Annotated in this window: 16 protein-coding genes; 6 read left to right on the top strand and 10 right to left on the bottom strand. The window is 37.9% G+C overall.

Annotated elements, in window-relative coordinates:
• Window positions 1-58: 58 nt before the first annotated feature.
• A complete protein-coding gene (gene glnK, locus AC1M9P_RS03195; protein ID WP_004650081.1) occupies window positions 59-397 on the bottom strand; it encodes a P-II family nitrogen regulator in 339 nt (112 codons plus the stop codon).
• 272 nt (window positions 398-669) lie between these two features.
• On the opposite strand from glnK, the gene AC1M9P_RS03190 reads away from it, so the two are divergent.
• On the top strand, window positions 670-897 hold the full coding sequence (locus AC1M9P_RS03190; protein ID WP_035264082.1) for an accessory factor UbiK family protein: 228 nt from the start codon (window positions 670-672) through the stop codon (window positions 895-897).
• A gap of 89 nt (window positions 898-986) precedes the next feature.
• Entirely contained in the window at window positions 987-2471 is a 1485-nt protein-coding gene (locus tag AC1M9P_RS03185; protein WP_481586711.1) for a YifB family Mg chelatase-like AAA ATPase, read from the top strand.
• Window positions 2472-2515: 44 nt separating this feature from the next.
• Here AC1M9P_RS03185 and AC1M9P_RS03180 read toward each other — a convergent pair whose 3' ends face one another.
• Window positions 2516-3256 (bottom strand): TorF family putative porin, encoded by a 741-nt coding sequence (locus tag AC1M9P_RS03180; RefSeq protein WP_035268070.1) that lies wholly within the window; start codon window positions 3254-3256, stop codon window positions 2516-2518.
• 688 nt (window positions 3257-3944) lie between these two features.
• On the opposite strand from AC1M9P_RS03180, the gene AC1M9P_RS03175 reads away from it, so the two are divergent.
• Window positions 3945-5270: an OprD family outer membrane porin gene (locus AC1M9P_RS03175; protein WP_035268069.1), complete on the top strand. Its 1326-nt coding sequence runs from the start codon at window positions 3945-3947 to the stop codon at window positions 5268-5270.
• 98 nt (window positions 5271-5368) lie between these two features.
• Here the strand turns inward: AC1M9P_RS03175 and ppa are convergent, their stop codons facing one another.
• Both ppa and AC1M9P_RS03165 read right to left on the bottom strand, forming a co-directional pair.
• Entirely contained in the window at window positions 5369-5905 is a 537-nt protein-coding gene (gene ppa, locus AC1M9P_RS03170; protein WP_005233448.1) for an inorganic diphosphatase, read from the bottom strand.
• 121 nt (window positions 5906-6026) lie between these two features.
• Window positions 6027-6425, bottom strand: a complete 399-nt coding sequence (locus AC1M9P_RS03165; RefSeq protein WP_035268067.1) for an MAPEG family protein — start codon at window positions 6423-6425, stop codon at window positions 6027-6029.
• A gap of 100 nt (window positions 6426-6525) precedes the next feature.
• Between AC1M9P_RS03165 and AC1M9P_RS03160 the strand changes: the two genes are divergently transcribed.
• Complete coding sequence (locus AC1M9P_RS03160) at window positions 6526-6909, top strand: hypothetical protein (RefSeq protein WP_035268065.1); 384 nt, start codon at window positions 6526-6528, stop codon at window positions 6907-6909.
• Window positions 6910-6947: 38 nt separating this feature from the next.
• Here AC1M9P_RS03160 and AC1M9P_RS03155 read toward each other — a convergent pair whose 3' ends face one another.
• Together AC1M9P_RS03155 and parC are read right to left on the bottom strand one after the other, a co-directional pair.
• A complete protein-coding gene (locus AC1M9P_RS03155; protein WP_035268112.1) occupies window positions 6948-8621 on the bottom strand; it encodes a long-chain-fatty-acid--CoA ligase in 1674 nt (557 codons plus the stop codon).
• A gap of 150 nt (window positions 8622-8771) precedes the next feature.
• A complete protein-coding gene (gene parC / locus AC1M9P_RS03150; protein WP_035268114.1) occupies window positions 8772-10988 on the bottom strand; it encodes a DNA topoisomerase IV subunit A in 2217 nt (738 codons plus the stop codon).
• Between the two features lie 244 nt (window positions 10989-11232).
• On the opposite strand from parC, the gene AC1M9P_RS03145 reads away from it, so the two are divergent.
• Window positions 11233-12963 (top strand): hypothetical protein, encoded by a 1731-nt coding sequence (locus AC1M9P_RS03145; protein WP_035268116.1) that lies wholly within the window; start codon window positions 11233-11235, stop codon window positions 12961-12963.
• Between the two features lie 34 nt (window positions 12964-12997).
• Here AC1M9P_RS03145 and niaP read toward each other — a convergent pair whose 3' ends face one another.
• The 4 genes from niaP to AC1M9P_RS03125 form a co-directional block, all read right to left on the bottom strand.
• Window positions 12998-14317, bottom strand: coding sequence for a niacin transporter NiaP (gene niaP, locus AC1M9P_RS03140; RefSeq protein WP_035268118.1), 1320 nt, complete (start codon window positions 14315-14317; stop codon window positions 12998-13000).
• A 142-nt stretch (window positions 14318-14459) separates the two neighbouring features.
• Window positions 14460-15104 (bottom strand): trimeric intracellular cation channel family protein, encoded by a 645-nt coding sequence (locus tag AC1M9P_RS03135; RefSeq protein ID WP_035268119.1) that lies wholly within the window; start codon window positions 15102-15104, stop codon window positions 14460-14462.
• A gap of 61 nt (window positions 15105-15165) precedes the next feature.
• A complete protein-coding gene (locus AC1M9P_RS03130) occupies window positions 15166-15633 on the bottom strand; it encodes a YchJ family protein (RefSeq protein WP_481586710.1) in 468 nt (155 codons plus the stop codon).
• Between the two features lie 55 nt (window positions 15634-15688).
• Window positions 15689-17275: a TerC family protein gene (locus AC1M9P_RS03125; RefSeq protein WP_481586709.1), complete on the bottom strand. Its 1587-nt coding sequence runs from the start codon at window positions 17273-17275 to the stop codon at window positions 15689-15691.
• Window positions 17276-17624: 349 nt separating this feature from the next.
• On the opposite strand from AC1M9P_RS03125, the gene AC1M9P_RS03120 reads away from it, so the two are divergent.
• Window positions 17625-18251 carry an LOG family protein gene (locus AC1M9P_RS03120; protein WP_481586708.1) on the top strand — a complete coding sequence of 209 codons (627 nt, stop codon included), beginning with the start codon at window positions 17625-17627 and terminating at the stop codon, window positions 18249-18251.
• The last annotated feature ends 77 nt before the right edge of the window (window positions 18252-18328 follow it).

Below are 18328 nucleotides of genomic sequence, written 5' to 3'. Positions count from 1 at the left end.
CGTATCCCCCAACCTAGTTTTTGTGAGTTATTCGCTACTCAGCAAACTTCATGCCAAATTAAACTGCGTCAGCACCAGTCTCACCAGTACGGATACGGATAACTTGTTCTAGATTCGTCACGAAAATTTTTCCGTCACCAATTTTGCCAGTACTAGCTACACGTGTAATTGATTCAATCACTGAATCAACCATTTCGTCACTGATTGCGATTTCAATTTTTACTTTAGGTAAAAAATCAACCACATATTCAGCACCACGATAAAGTTCAGTATGACCTTTTTGACGACCAAAACCTTTTACTTCAGTTACGGTGATCCCTTGAACGCCAATTTCAGAGAGTGCTTCACGCACGTCATCTAATTTGAATGGTTTTACAATTGCTGTTACGAGTTTCATGTTGTTTTCCTTCGGCTTTTTTCACCAGTAAGGTTTTATGTTCAAATTTCATGCCAAACTTCATAATGGTTGGGGATATTAATCAGCCAGCATGAACTTATTTATAACCTATTTTATACGCCTACACGGTCTTATGTTCTAAAAATATTGGGAATTTTGATGGATTTTTTTTATGTTCTTATTGGTTTAACCTATGAAATGTAGTTAACACTAGGGTCAATCCAAAACGGATGTTAAACTTCAATGTTGATGACTTATTATTCGGAAGAACTATGATTGAAACTTTATTACAGGCAATCTTAGAACAGGTTGACCAACCCAAAAAAGATTTAGAAAAAAATGTGAGAGCGTTGTTAAACGAAGCGATTAGTAAAATGGATTTGGTTTCTAAAGAAGAAATCGAACGTCAGAAAACTGCACTAAACAATGCCAATTCCCGTTTAACAGAACTTCAAACGCAATTAAAATCACTAGAAAGCTTAATTTCCGATCAAAAATAAGCAACATTGCACCAATACAGTGCTTAAACACAAAGTCAGTGATTAAAAATAAAGCAATTCTAAAAATAATATAATAATGGTTCAGTTTTATGTCATTTGCAAAAATTTATACCCGAGGTCTTCTTGGTTTACATGCACCACTGATTGAAGTCGAGGTTCATGTCAGCCAAGGATTACCTTCACTCACCATTGTAGGTCTTCCAGAAGCTGCTGTTCGAGAAAGTAAGGATCGTGTCCGTTCTGCAATCATTAATAGCGGTTTTCAATTTCCAACCAAACGGCTGACGATCAATCTAGCCCCTGCTGATTTACCCAAAGATAGTTCAAGGCTTGATTTACCTATTGCTTTGGGGATTTTAATCGCTTCAGGGCAACTACATGATCAAAGTATTGACCGTTTTGAATTTATAGGTGAATTGGCACTCGATGGTCTGTTAAGACCTGTAACTGGAACTTTGACGATCGCAATGGCATGTCAAACCGCAGGTCATGAGTTAATGATTCCTGTGAGTAATTTGGATGATGCAGCACTTCTTCCCAATTTTGAGGTGTATACAGCCAAATCTTTAAAAGATGTTTGCCAGCACTTTGATCAGTCGAGTCCAATTCAACCCATATTAGCGAATAAAACGATCCAACCTCAAAAAAATCGATTTGATCTCGCTGATGTCAAAGGTCAATTACGTCCAAGACGTGCCTTAGAAATCGCAGCAGCTGGTGGACATTCGATTTTATTTAAAGGCCCGCCAGGCACTGGTAAAACACTGCTTGCCTCAAGATTGTCTGGCATCTTGCCCCCATTAACTAATCAAGAACACTTAGAGGTCGCAAGTATTTACTCCATTGCAAATACACCTTATCAATTTGGTCATCGCCCCTTTAGAGCGCCACATCATACGGCATCCGCTGTGGCCTTGGTTGGTGGTGGATCACACCCTCGACCAGGTGAGATCACCTTAGCCCATTTAGGTGTACTTTTTCTCGATGAATTACCTGAGTTTGACCGAAAAGTCTTAGAAGTATTGAGGCAGCCTCTTGAGTCGAAAGAAATCGTCATTTCCAGAGCATCAAGACAAATTACTTTCCCGGCTAATTTTCAATTTGTCGCTGCAATGAATCCATGTCCATGTGGATATGCCTTCAATCAAGACAGTCGTTGTCAATGTTCACCTGAATCAATTAAGCGCTATCAAAATCGAATTTCTGGCCCTCTACTAGATCGGATTGACTTACATATTGATGTGCCACCTTTACCTCCTCAAGACATGCAAAGCACTACACCGATGGAGAATTCTGAAACCGTCAGAAAACGGGTGATTCAGGCCTATGAGTTGCAAATTCAACGACAAGGTGTGACAAATCAAAATCTAAGTTCTCAACAGCTTGATCAAGTGGCTCAACTAGATGATTCTGCAAAAAAGATTATCGCTATGGCTCAACAACGTTTGAATTTATCAGCACGTTCTTACCACCGAATCTTACGTGTCGCTCGTACAATTGCTGACTTAGCGTGTTCTGAACACATACAAACAGCTCACTTAACTGAAGCACTCTCTTATCGTAAACAGGAATAAAAAAAAGCGACTCAGTTGAGTCGCCTTTTTTAATTGAGTTGAGTTTAGAAGCTATAACCCAATGCTAATACCATTTTATTCTTTAAATTGTTTCCATAACGATCATCACCACCAATAATATAATTCATGCTTGCTGTGACACCTGTTTCCCCTAAAGCTTTACTTAGACCAATATCAAAGTGACGGAAATTAAAACTTTCTGACTCTGGTGTTTCTGCAACATACTTACCGTCTTTTTCATAAACATATAAACCCAAAGCTGTGTCCAAGCTAAAATCGTTTGGTAGAGGATAACTATATGTAGCTTTTAAATATGTGTCTCCAGCGTTCCCCCAACCTGTATCCTCCAACAAAGTTTGAGCAGTTACTCCGACATCTTTGTAATTCAGACCGAGTAATAATTCAAAGCCATCATAAACTGAGGTTTCAACGTCATAATAATAGTAATAAGTTGTACCTACAGTAAAACCAGTGTTTTCATTGATTGAACCGTTGTAACCCACATAAAAATTATTTTCCATTGGATTGTTAGTACCGTAAGCATCTGTACCTAACGTAGATGTCCACCACCCTGCGTACAATCCAGAACTATGGCTATAGTCTAATCCACCTTGTAATGTAGCTTCAGTATTTTCAGGAGCTGCCGTATTACCACGCAATATATAACTTGATAAAACACTGATATTACCTGATACAGAATGCGGTGAAGTTGGTGCTTCAGCAAAAGTAAATGTTGATGCAGATGCTACAACTGCTAGACCCAATGCTTGAATTGCTAATTTCATATTTATGTTCCCCCACATCATGATTAGATGCTTTTTCGGTTTATTTGTTGAACTCATATGTGAATTAGCAATAGCTATGCCAAAGTTAAAGGTGTCTAGATACAAAGGAATTAAAACAACGAGATAAAATAATTTAAATTAATGATTTTATTAGTATATTTATTTAAATTTCTTATTTTTAAAAATACTTAAAGCAATTTTTTGTGATGATCCCCTTCAGTTAAAGATATATCTTTTTAGATCACACATTCATTTACAACTTGCCTCATTTTAAGGCTATTTTTTAATCAACCTTAAATTTGGAGTATCAAATTAGTGCAACACTAAAAGAAAATGATGTCTTCACCACATAAAAATTAAATGAAAATGAACTGAATAAATATCATTCTTATTTAAAATTATATATTGATCCTTATTTACTTCTAGAGTTACAAAAAAAAACGTGCCAGAGTGACTAAATTAAATAAAAAAAAGAATATTAGGTTAAAAATAAATATATGTTATTAATAGTTAAATTTAATTTTATAATACTTTTAATCTTTAATAATTCACAACTTAGTTCAATTTATATACTTTTTACTTATGACTTTATGTGCGAAATTGTGAATAATAGAGCCAATTTTGTTATACATTACGTATACAAATACTAAACATTAACCATAATCATTTTGTATGAGGCTCTCTCCCAATGCAAAAATTCCAAAAACTAAGCTTAGCAGTTCTTATTCAAACTGCTTTAATTTCTACTGCATTTGCGAGTGAGCAAAGTGAATCAAAGGGATTCGTAGAAGATGCTGAAGGATCAGTATTATTCCGTACAGGTTTCTTGCATCGTGATAAAAAGAACGGTGTCGAAGATACCAGCTCAGCAGCTCAAACAGCCATGGTTAAAATTGAGTCTGGTTTCACGAAAGGTATCGTTGGTTTCGGTGTTGGTGTTATTGGTGATGCTTCTTTCAAAATAGGAAAAAATGGTCACACAGGCAATCAAATGATTCCTGTTAAAGATCAGTTAAATTCAGATGGCACTAAAGATGCATATGATCACTGGGTTCGTGGTGGTGGCTTTGTTAAAGCACGAGTTTCAAATACAACCATTACTTATGGTACACAAATTTCAGAAATCCCTGTGATCGCAAGTAACACAGCCCGTTTAACACCTGAGTATTTTACTGGCCTTTCGATTATTAGTAACGAAATAGATAACTTAAGTTTGTATGCAGGAAAATTTACTAAAAATCAATGGTCTAATGATATTAGTACTGATGAGCAAAATTTAGATCGTGCAGTCTATTGGGGTGCTAAATATAAATTTAATGATCAACTAAATTCTTCATACTATGGCTTAGATGTCAAAGACAAATTAGATCGTCATTATGCCAATGTGAACTATACACATGGTTTAAAAAACGATGCATCTTTAAGTTTAGATTTTTCTGGTTATCACACTGATTGGAAACAGGGTGCAGGTTCATCTGACCCACGTATTGACATCCAAGATTTAAGCAACTCTATCTGGGGTGTTTCAGCAAGTTATAGTAAAGATGTTCACAATGTGATGATCTCGTATCAAGACAATGCTGGAAATACAGGTTATGACTATGCTTATAACTCAGATGGTTTACAAAGTATTTATGTACCAAACTCATATTTATCTGACTTTAATGGTAATGATGAGAAATCTGTTGGTCTTCAATACAACTACAACTTCAAAAATCACGGCTTAGCAGGTTTAAATTGGACGACTGCATTTGTTTATGGTTGGGATATTGATGTTGCTGAAAATGACACTCCTTCGATAATTGTTGATCAAGCAGAAGAACATGAATTCTTCAACCAGATCAAATACACCATCCAAACTGGATATCTTAAAGATGCAAGCTTAAGATTACGCCACTCTTATTTACGTGGTAGTGATACGTACAACAACGCTTCTGGCAATTACGTGAGTAATGCAATTGGTTCGACCAACGAATGGCGTATTTGGTTAGATATTCCTGTAAGCTTATTCTAAGTTCAAACAATATCTAAACAAAAAACCTGCACAAAGTGCAGGTTTTTTATAAAAGCTACAAGATCAAAGTTTGTAGCTTTATTTATACATCAGGCAAATTATTTGTTTGCTTCAGCATAAGCAGCAATTGAGCTTAACACTTCTTGTTTAGCAACATCTGCACCTTCCCAACCACTTAACTTGACCCACTTACCTGGCTCTAAGTCTTTGTAGTGTTGGAAGAAATGTTCAATTTGGCTAATCAATAAAGGAGGAAGGTCAGTATATTCCTGAACATCTTTATAGATTGGCGTTAATTTATCGTGTGGTACAGCGACAAGTTTCGCATCAACACCACCATCATCTTCCATATTTAATTTACCCACTGGGCGACAACGGATAACCGAACCTGGTTCTACAGGATGTGGTGTAACAACTAATACGTCTAATGGATCACCATCAAGAGATAATGTATTTGGTACATAACCGTAGTTTGCTGGGTAGAACATTGCAGTACCCATGAAACGATCTACGAAAAGTGCATCTGAATCTTTATCAATTTCATATTTAATTGGTGCTGCATTTGCAGGGATTTCGATAATTACATAGATATCGTTTGGTGCATCTTTACCTGCAGGGATATTACTGTAGCTCATAGCAAACTCTTTACTGTCAGTGTTCATTAAAATGGGGTTGATTATAACGCTTTATTCAGCAATCATCATTCGATTATACAAGCTGAAGATGTATTTTAGGTATGGTGTTAGTCTGTTTTTCTTAGAGCAATCGAATAATTAATAAAAGCAATAAGATCGGACAAAGCATTGATAAGAACCAAACAATTGATCTAAGGGTCGCCCAATTACATAAATAACAAATCCCATAGATGATTCGTAAGACGATATATGCCGAGCCTAATAAAATCACCAATTGCTGTTGAACAACCATATACTCAGCCATCAAAACTGCCGCAATAAATAATGGCAAACTTTCAAAGCTATTTTGCTGCGCAGCATTCGCTCGAGCCGCTAAGCCTGTGGTTTTAGACATGAATTCACGCGGATTTTGATTATCCTGCCCTTTGAAACCACCTGCAATTTTAGCAATGACTGTAAATAAATAAGGGAGTAAACAAGCAATTAAAATAAGGTAAATAACACCTTCAATACCGTGCATGGATTTCAGTCCAATGATTTAAGCTGGTTTTATCTTAGCATGATGTTTGTGCGATAATTTTAGTTAAATTATTTTGTTTATTAAAATTCTGAGTAATGGCATGACCAATTCTGACCAAAAAAAGTTATTTGATGTTCTCGAGTTACAAAAGCAACATCAAAAACGTGTCGATCGTGTGCTTTATATCGTTCTTCCGATTATGGCTTTCTTGATCAGCGTAATTTGTGCCAATATGAATTGGCAATCGACTCTCGGCACATTGCTGGTTCTCATCATCGCCTTTATCGCGGTAGGGATTAAACGAGCAAATAAATGGATCTGGCTGAGCATTATTTCAGTATATAGCTTAGTTGATATTTACTTCAGTTATTCAGGACAGTTACCGAGTTCTGCTGTAGGACGTCATTTAGGTACAATGCTGACATTCACATTTATTATTGCAACAGCGCGACCTTATATCGACCGTTGGCTAATGAAAGAATAAAATAAAAAAAGCGCCTTACGGCGCTTTTTTTATTTGAATTATTTGCGTAAATCTTTACGAAGGATTTTACCGACATTCGATTTTGGCAATTCATCCATGAATTCAACATAACGAGGACGCTTATATCCTGTTAAGTTTTCTTTCGCAAAAGCTAACACTTCTTCTGTTGTTAGTGATGGATCTTTCTTCACAACAAACAACTTAGGCACTTCACCTGATTTTTCATCAGCCACACCAATCGCTGCAACCTCGAGTACTTTAGGATGTGTTGCAATTACTTCCTCGATTTCAGATGGGTATACGTTAAAGCCTGATACCAAGATCATATCTTTCTTACGATCAACAATCTTGAAGTAACCACGAGCATCCATGATACCGATATCACCAGTACGGAAGAAACCATCTGCGGTCATCACCTTAGCTGTTTCATCTGGTCGGTTCCAATAGCCTTTCATGACTTGAGGACCACGAATTGAAATCTCACCTTGCTCACCTTGTGGAACTTCATTGCCATCGTCATCCAATACAGCGACATCCGTTAAAGGTAATGGGATACCAATCGTACCGCTAAACTCTTCAGATGCCGGTGGGTTTGCCGTTGCAATAGGTGAAGTTTCAGAAAGACCATAGCCTTCAATAATATTTGTACCTGTGATTTTTTTCCAAGCTGCAGCAGTTGAAGGTAATACAGCCATACCACCTCCCATCGCCATTTTTAATTTGCTATGGTCAAGTTGTTTGAATTCTTCATTATGAACGAGTGCGTTGAATAAAGTATTCACAGCTGGGAAGAAACCAGGCTGATATTTGCGTAGCTCTTTAATGACTGCAGGGAGATCACGAGGGTTAGGAATCAATACGTTTGCTTGACCCTTGTACATACCATAAAGTGCACAAACCATGAATGCAAAGATATGATAGAGCGGTAATGCACAGAAAATGCGATCGTCGCTCGCACCATCTTGAGCACCAAATTTAGATTGGAAAATACCATCTGCTTGCATTAAGTTTGCCACAAGGTTGCGATGTGTTAATTCCGCACCTTTTGATACGCCTGTTGTACCACCTGTATATTGCAATACAGCAGTGTCGCTCAACGTTGTTGCTGGACGCTTATAATGTGCAGAACTGCCTTTAGACATCGCAGTCGTAAATTTAACATGTCCTGGGATACTCCAAGCTGGAATTTGCTTACGCACTTTACGTAAAACAAAATTCACGAGTGTACCTTTTAAGGTACCTAACATATCACCTACTGTCGCCACGATCACATGCTTAACTGGCGTTTTACCAAGAATTGATTGATAAACAGAAGCGAAGTTTTCAATAATCACAAGCGCTTCAGTGCCTGAGTCATTCAATTGATGCTCAAGTTCACGAGCTGTGTAAAGTGGGTTCACGTTTACAAGAACTAAGCCCGCACGGAATACACCAAGTGCTACCACTGGATATTGCAGTACGTTTGGCATCATGACCGCTACGCGAGAACCTTTTGCTAAACCAAGGCTTTGAAGATAGGCTGCAAATTGACGGCTCGCCGTATCAAGTTCATTGAACGTTAATGTTTTATCCATAAAGATAAAAGCATCACGCGAACCAAATTTCTGGAAGTTTCTCTCAAAAATATCAACAAGAGAGGTATTTTCTGGTGGTAATTCTACTGTTTGTGGAATTCCAGTTTTTTGGTATTCAGCGAACCAAATCTTTTCCATAATGCCATATTCTCCAATTAGTAATACTTGGTTTTAAACTCTTCTTTTCGATAATGTATTGAGCATCTTATTTAATTTATTGCTCAATAAAGCATCCATAGCCATAAATACATTTCATATATAACGTATTTTGTCGACTAGATGCTAGCTTTATCTTTGAATGAAGAGTTTATTTGCTTTTTGATAACCTCGTGGTAATACCTGCCCTTTTGAAGCACGTTTACCGATGTATTTCAGCAGATCATCACCTTTTAATTTCAATTGTTGTTGTCCAGCAACGACCTGAAGCACATCATCCAAGTTAAGTGTTGTCATAGACACAATGCGTTCCTTTGCATCCAACTGCATCAATTTATTACCTTTTCCTTTATTGAGCATTGGTAATTCTGTCAGCTCAGTCAGTAATAATCGTCCAGAACTGCTGAGTACAGCGATATGTGTACCATCAATTTGTTGCAATGGCATTGCGCTTGCATCATCTGCAAGCGTTAAAAACGCTTTACCCGCTTTAGCATTGGTGTCCAATTGTTTCGCTTGTGTTTTAAAACCATATCCTTTGGAGCTGATCGCTAATATTTCCACCTCATCTTCAGCAATCAGAATTTGTTGGAAATTTACTCCATTTGCTGGCGATAATTTCGAGCTTAATGGTTCACCTAAGCCGCGCGCTGAAGGTAATCCTGTAATTGGTAATGCGTAACTTCGACCAGATTGATCTAATACATACACTTTTTGATTAGATTTACCTTGTGCATGACTTAAATATTGATCTCCTGCACGGAAATTGACTTTATCTAGATCGATCTCATGTCCTTTCGCACAACGAATCCAACCCGCTTCCGATAAAATGACAGTGACAGGATCAGCTGGTATCAAATCTTGTTCACTAATCGCGGTCGCTTCTTCACGCTGAACAATTGGAGATCGGCGATCATCACCAAACTTTTTCGCATCTTCTTTTAATTCTGAAATGATCAGATTTTTTAAAGATTCAGGATTCGCCAATTGCTCTCGAATCACGGCTGCTCGAGCTTCAAGCTCTTCTTGTTCACGGCGAATTTCCATTTCTTCGAGACGCGCCAAATGACGTAATTTAAGCTCTAGAATGGCTTCGGCTTGAATTTCATCAATACCGAAATGTGACATTAAGACTTCTTTCGGATGATCTTCCTCACGAATAATTCGAATTACCGTATCAATATCTAAATACGCAATTAAAAGCCCAGCCAGAATATGTAGACGTTTTTCAATTTTATTCAAATGGTATTGCAAACGTCTCGTCACAGTCGTTTTACGAATTTCAATCCATTCCAACAAAATACGACGGATAGATTTTACTTGTGGACGACCATCAGCACCAATCATGTTCATATTGACGCGGTAGCTCGACTCGAGATCGGTCGTGGCAAATAAATGGCTCATGACCGCATCTGCATCGATACGATTTGAACGCAAGACAATTACCAAACGTGTTGGACATTGATGATCTGATTCATCTCGTACATCACTTACCAACGGTAATTTTTTTGCCTGCATTTGATCAGCAATTTGGCTGATAATTTTAGAGCCAGAAACCTGATATGGTAATTCACTGATGACAATTTCATTTTTTTCAACCGAATATACCGCACGCATGCGATAACTGCCGCGCCCAGTGCTTTGTAATTTCAGTAATTCATCAGCAGGTGTAATAATTTCTGCTTGAGTCGGTAAGTCTGGACCAGGAATATATTCAGCAACTTTTTCATCAGACAAATTCGGGTTACGAATCAGTGCAATTGTACCCTTAACAACTTCCCGTAAATTGTGTGGTGGAATATCTGTTGCCATTCCCACCGCAATTCCCGTCGTACCATTTAAAAGAATATTCGGTACGCGTGCTGGTAAATTTACAGGCTCTTTTAATGAACCATCAAAGTTATCTTGCCAGTCGACAGTTCCTTGACCTAACTCAGAGAGCAGGACTTCACTATATTGTGATAGTTTGGCCTCAGTATATCGCATTGCAGCAAACGACTTTGGATCATCTGGTGATCCCCAGTTGCCTTGCCCTTCAATAAATGGATAACGATAACTAAATGGCTGTGCCATTAAGACCATTGCTTCATAACAAGCAGAATCACCATGCGGATGATATTTACCTAAAACATCACCAACTGTACGTGCTGATTTTTTGGGTTTACCACTATGCTTTAGACCAAGCTCGCTCATCGCATATACGATACGGCGTTGTACAGGTTTTAATCCGTCACTAATATGAGGCAATGCACGATCCATAATCACGTACATCGCATAGTTTAGGTAAGCTTGTTCTGTAAATTCTGCTACAGAACGATTCTCTGTCGCTTGGTGCGCAAGGCTTGTCATTGAATCGTGAAATCCTAATGAATGAATAGTTTAAGGGTGTATGCTAGTCTCCCAAACTGCGAAGAACAAGCAAGGTTGGACACTTTGTAAAGATAAAATAACAAAAAAAAGGCCAGTTGGTTTTATTTCATTTTAAATTGGACTTTTTTCTTGTATCCAATTAATTTTATTGAATATACAATAATCAAAACACAACTTTATAACAAATGATTTTACATACACTCATCGTATGAACGGAACAAACATGCATAATTACATTCCTTATGATCTTCGCTCAAAATTATTTCAAATTGACCCTAATCTAGATGTTCATTGGCAAACGCGTTTAAAAAATATTTTAAATAGTGTTCCCGCACCAATACAAGGTCTGATACAGGAACAATTCCTGACTGCGAAGAATATTTACTGGGATCAACATCGACAATCATTCACTTTTAAGGGCATTGTTGGTCTTCAGGATTTAAGCAGTCATTTAATCTCACCGAAAATGCGAACTTTGGCTGAAAAGATCGCAGCCACTTTAGAAACGCTTAAATCATATCAAGACGTAATTAAAATCGCCGATTACTTAGAAACTGTACAAAATCAAATTGATCGTATTGAAACAGAAGAAGATCAAAGTTTTCTTAGAGACAAACAACTGCTACGAAAAACTTTTTTATATGATGCTGCAAATATCATCAAAACACTCGACTTAAATGTTCCTGATAATTGCCGACATTTAACAGCTGAAGAAATTCGTACTTTTATTCTTGAAGTTCATATTAAACATCAAATTTTAGGCTATTGGTTCAAAACCATCCTCCCGAGACAACTGAAGCAAATTAGCCATCCATTATTCCAGGACTTTATTATTCAAGAACAAAAAATTCGTGATTTTGATGTGATTGAAAGCAGTCAGTATTTATATCTGGTCGCGACCATTCATGACTTTAGACAGAACCCATATTCTATCCGCCGCTTTTTAATGGAAGAAAAGCTAGGTCTTGAAGATCGTGTTTACCTAAATGGCGTGGTGTTGGATAAGAAACGTTTAAATGATCCAAGTTATTTAGAACAATTTAAATGGCAAGTCAGTCGAATTATTACGATTCAACGACAGATCACGACTCCTATTTTGGATCTGATGGAAAAATTTCATAACGTCAATTTTGATCTGTTATTACCGTTACTCAAAAAACCGCTCGATGCTTCTGGATTTTCAGTCGAACAAGTCATTAACGAGCGCCTTTTAGATTTCGAAAAAGCTTTAACTCTTGAGATCTTGCAACCTTTTCAATATGCACTGCGTCATTCAATTCGTCACCCTGATGAGTTTGATTATTGTTTTATCAGTATGCATCGTCTGTTCTCTGATATTGCGAGTTTTTATAAAGACTTTTCAAGTGAACCCATTATTGCCTTCAATACTCAAGCTCAAATTTTCGAATATAAAATTTTATCCTATTTAAAATTGATGGAAAAACGCCGTCATACCATTTTTGTGAGTTTAGATGCAGAGTCTTATGCGGCAAGTCATAGCAAATCTCAAGCAGCGATTGAGCAAGTCAAAACGATTATTGCCGATGCTCTAGACCAACATAAAGTCAATCAAATTGCTTTCAATCAGAAAAAAAGAGAACTCGAAAGCCAATCAAACAAAGGATTCTTTCAAAAAATGTTTGATAAAACTGAAAAGTTAAAATCGGAGCTTGAAGCGCTTAAATTGGCTGGAATTAATAATCGACGAATTGCATATTTAGATCTCGTGAAAGTGCCTAAAAAACATGATGAAACGACGGTGTACCTTGAGTTTGAAAGTTTGATTTCAATTAATCAGACTGAGCGTCACTATGCTTTTGTCAATGGCGACAATGGGGTATCAGCCTTGCCTATTTTAATTCAACTCCCTGAAGATAAAGAAAAATTCAATCTTCAGCAAGTGTCGAACACATTACATTTTGACTTAACTAAAGCACGTCAAAAATGGGTCTAAAAAAGAGGAGCTTAGCTCCTCTTTTTTCACAGATTTACATCCCCATAGACTCAAGTGTCTTACCTTTGGTTTCCTCACCGAGCACCAAGATCACGGCTGCAACTGCCAATAATACAGCGGTAAACATCATAAATACTTGGCTAAATCCATTTGAAGCCACCATCATATGGGTAACCACTAAAGGTGCAACAATCCCACCAATACGCCCAATTGCTGCTGCCCAACCTGATCCGAAAGCACGAATATTTGCAGGATATTGTTCAGGCGTGTAGGTATATAAAACGCCCCATGCACCAAGATTAAAGAATGACATCAAGCATCCCCAGAACATGATCATCGCTACGGTATCAGCCTGCCCAAAGAAATATGCTGATACTGCACACATTGCAATAAAGCCTGAAAGCGTCGCTTTACGCCCTAACTTTTCGACGAGCCATGCCGCGACAATATAACCTGGCAATTGTGCTAAAATCATCCCGAGAACATATTCAAAAGACTGCACAATGGTATATCCCTCTTTGACTAAAAGACTTGGTAACCACGTGAAAATACCGTAATACGAATAAACAATCCCAAACCAAATTAACCACAACATTAAACTGCGCTTTGCGAAACCGCTTGACCATAACTGGCCAAAACTGACATTTGAATGTGTTGAAACTGGTTTCACTTCAATTTTGTCGATGACTTCAACACCACACTGCCGCTCGATTTTTTGTACAATCGCGTGCGCTTGATCAATACGACCTCGATTGATCAAGTAAGGAATAGATTCCGGAACTTTTTTTAGAATAACGAAGACATAAAGTGCAGGCAAACCACCCAATAAAAATACAACATGCCAATCAAATTTAGGGATGACGAAATAAGAAACCAGTGCAGCACATAACCAGCCTAGCCCCCAGAAGCTTTCAAGTAACACAATAAAGCGACCACGAACATGGGCTGGAATGTATTCACTCACTAAAGTCACGGCAACTGGTAACTGTCCGCCTAAGCCTAAACCTACAATAAATCTAAAGATTAATAACCATGTTAAATTTGGTGCGAAAGCACAAAGGGCTGTTGCGATGCTATAAATGACCAAAGTTGTAGCAAATACTGCTTTACGCCCGATTCGATCTGCCAGTCCACCAGAGAACACTGCACCTATCGCCATCCCCACAAAGCCTATGGATACAACCCAACCTTTTTCAGCAGGCGTCATTTGCCAGTCTTCAGCCATCTTCGCCAAGATAAAGGAAATTAGTCCAGTATCCATTGCATCAAACATCCAGCCTAATCCAATCACCCACAACAAGGTGTAGTGAAATTTACCAATAGGTAAACGCTGTATTCGTGAGATTAAATCCATAGCATGCTCTCTGTGCGGAGTGATTTAAATACAACCAATGACAATCGCTGTTTTCTCAACACTGCTTATTTTATTTTCTAAAGAACCATATAAAAATGACCGATCACATTATCGGCCATTTTGAAAGATGAGTGTAAAAAGTTTAATTTACATCTTTTGATGACGCCGACTGTTCATCATCATCTTTATAAATAAATTTTGGCATTTCAAGGCCAAAGTAAATTGCGATACAACGCAATGTGAAACCAAAAACAAGAGTAGAAATAATGGTGATATCTTGTGAAAAACCGACTTCGATACAGCCCCAATAGAAAATGACTGCAACAAAAGAAATACTGGCATAAAGTTCGCGACGGAAAACTAAAGGCACATCGTTACATAAGATATCTCGTAAAATACCCCCTGAAACGCCTGTCAATACACCTGCCACTGCACAAACCACGAAACCCTGTTCCATTTGAATCGCAATTTGACAACCAATAATGGTAAAACCTATCAGACCTAAGGCATCCAGAAGTAAGAATACCGAACGTAGATGTCGCATCCATTTTGCGATAAAAATCGTAAACAATGCTGCACAACATGTAAGTACTAGATATTCAGGATGTTTCACCCAAGTTAAAGGATAATGCCCTAGCAAAACATCACGGACTGACCCTCCACCCAAAGCAGTCACACAGGCAATAATAATGACACCAAACCAATCCATACTTCGTCGACCTGCAGACAAGGCGCCTGTCATCGCTTCCGCAGTAATCGCAATAATATAAATAACGGTGAGTAACATTGCCCTACTTCCAAATGAGGGTTTTTAATGCGCAATATTCTAAGTTAATTAAAAATTAATTCTATAGAAATCGCGCACAACATTGCTTAAATTTTTTTCCTGATCCGCAAATACAAGCCTGCTTCATCGTCACATTTTGATCTGTCGTTGGATCTAAAAAATACCACTGTCTATTGATGAATACGAAATTTGAGGTTTCATGATGGACATGTACCTGATCGCCATTTTGGTAATGTGCTTTGAATTCGACTTGAGCGTGGGTTTTATCCAGTCGAGGCAAATGCTGAATAACCTCTAATTTTAACCACTGATTGCTCATCGCCCAATGCCGAATGGCAGCAATGTCTAAATGACTTTGCTGACCAGATGCTGTGGTACTCACAATATAGTCGATTTCATGTTTAGCGAACGCACTATAGCGAGAACGCATGAGCTGTTCAGCACTTTCTGCAACACGCTGACCACGATGTAAAGGTTCACAACAGTGTGTATAAATTCCATGCCCGCAAGGACAATTGAGTTCGGACATCAATATTCCAAAAAAAAATAGCACCTAATGAGATGCTATTTTAACTGAGTTTAAATCATTCTGATGGGTCTTGTTTTACGATGGGTACAATATGTACTTTTTCGATTTTATGACCATCCATTGTAACCACCTCAAATAGATATCCTTCTGCTTCAAAGGTTTCTCCATTTTCAGGTAAATGTCCTAAATGGAATAAGATATAACCAGACAGCGTAGAATACTGTTCTGACTCATCAACTAAATCACGATCAAGCAATAATGAAATATGACGAATATCAGTTGAACCCTCGAGCATGAGTGAACCATCCTCTAAGCTTTCAACTGCAGTTTCTATTTCATTTTCGTTCGGGAATTCACCGGCAATCGCTTCTAAAATATCAATCGGTGTTGCAATACCCTCAATGGAACCATATTCATTGAGAACAATCGCCATTTGTAATGGTGCCTGACGCAATTGATCCATCACCATTAAGACTTGAGCGCTTTCATGGACAATGACAGGCTCTCGAATATGTTTTTCGAAATTAAAATCGCCTGATTCAATATAGTCATTCAAAACGTTATGCGTGAGCACCACCCCAGCAATATTGTCCAGCTCGCCATGTGCAACGATCAAACGTGAATGTTTCATAGAAAGCACTTGATGTTTAATACTTTCAGGATCGTCATTTAAATCGATCCATTCGAGTTCTGGACGTGGGGTCATTAATGATTTGACTGGTCGCTCAGATAAACCTAATACTCCTTGCAACATCACGCTCTGGTATACCGCATTCTCATCCGAGAACATTTCCTCTACCAACGCTTGGGTAGCCAAGACATCATCTGTATTTGCCGATTGAGCATCTGCCGTTTTTGACTTACCACCCAGCATACGAATGACGGCAGAAGCTGTTTTAAAACGTAAATCAGTCGTTGTTACCGTTTTTTCTTGGTTGCGGCGCATCAATTGATTTAAAAACTCAATCAGGACAGAGAAACCAATTGCAGCGTATAGATAACCCTTCGGAATGTGGAAGCCTAGGCCTTCGACAACCAATGAGAAACCGATCATCATCAAGAAACATAGACACAGAATCACCACAGTTGGATGCTTATTCACAAAGTCCATGAGGGCTTTAGAGGCCCATAGCATGATTCCTATCGCAATAATTACGGCGATCATCATGACCGAAAGATCTTTGACCATACCGACTGCTGTAATCACACTGTCGAGTGAGAACACTGCATCCAATACCACGATCTGTACAATGACCATCCAAAATGCAGCATGAACAGGATTTTCTTCTTTAACATGAACTTTACTTTCTAGACGTTCATGTAGTTCTAAAGTTCCCTTCATTAACAAGAAAATACCGCCAAAAATCAAAATAAGATCTCGGGCTGAAAACGGATGATCAAAGATATGGAATAATGGATTCGTTAACGTGATAATCCAAGCGATTGACGCCAAAAGTATTAGGCGCATGCCAAGCGCGAGCGTTAAGCCTAAAATTCTGGCTTTATTGCGTTGCTCAGGCGGCAGTTTTTCCGCCAATATCGCGATAAAGACGAGATTATCAATCCCGAGAACAATTTCTAAAATAATTAAAGTTAAGAGTCCCACCCATGCGGAAGGATCAGACATCCATTCAAAAATCATGAGTTACACTCCCACGTTTCAGGAAGATGGGATTCATTTAAACCAAAGTGATGAGGCAAAGTTATAAATGCAGTATTTAAATTTAGAAAATAAATAATATTTTGTTCTATTGAGCGATGTCGATCACTACTCATATTGATGTATTGGTTGCCGAACAGATTTTCAGTATAGAAAAGATTTTATTGCAATTCACTATTTTTTCGGTGAATCAAGATTGGCTTTATCAATCATTTTGGAATGAAACTACAAAATATTTCAAAAAATTCTTATTTATCTATACAGTTGTCACCTTTCTTGCTTAGATTAAACTGCATGATGAAGTTAATTTAAAAAAGGTGAGTAAATAAATATGAATACAAGCGTTCTTAATAACACCTTAGAGACCAATACATCAGTTAAATCAAAAGCAACTCAATGCCTTATTGCACTTTATTGTGGTTCTCGTTTTGGCAATAATCCTATTTACCAACAAAAAGCCATTGCTTTGGCTGAAAAAATTGCAAGGCAAGGATTTGGCATCGTATATGGTGGTGCAAGTATCGGATTAATGGGACAAGTCGCAGATACAGTCATTGAAAACCATGGTGAAGTTGTTGGCGTGATTCCTGAATTTATGCTTGATTACGAGGTTGCCCATAATCAATTAACAGAACTTCACGTGGTAAGAACAATGCATGAACGCAAAGCCATGATGGCTGAACGTGCTAGTGCTTTTGTTGCACTCCCGGGAGGTTTAGGTACATTTGAAGAAATCTTAGAAATCGCAACTTGGGGACAGTTAAATCAACACCAAAAACCAATGATTATTTATAACGTCAATGGATTCTATAATGCCTTGATTGCACAACTCGATCATGCAGTAGAAGAAGGTTTTCTACCTGCTCAACATCGGGCAAAAATCATCGTATGCGAGCATTCACATCAAATCATCAATGCCATCGCAAACATGAAATGCCCTGAACAATTCGTGGTCTAAATTCAACAAGACTTTAAAGCATTACGCATGACGAGTAAAAAATAAAAGAGCCATATGGCTCTTTTATCATACATCTA

Source organism: Acinetobacter sp. 25-47-122, assembly GCF_056779695.1.
The sequence above is the reverse complement of the archived record's forward strand: the minus strand, read 5'-3'. Positions and strand labels throughout refer to the sequence as shown.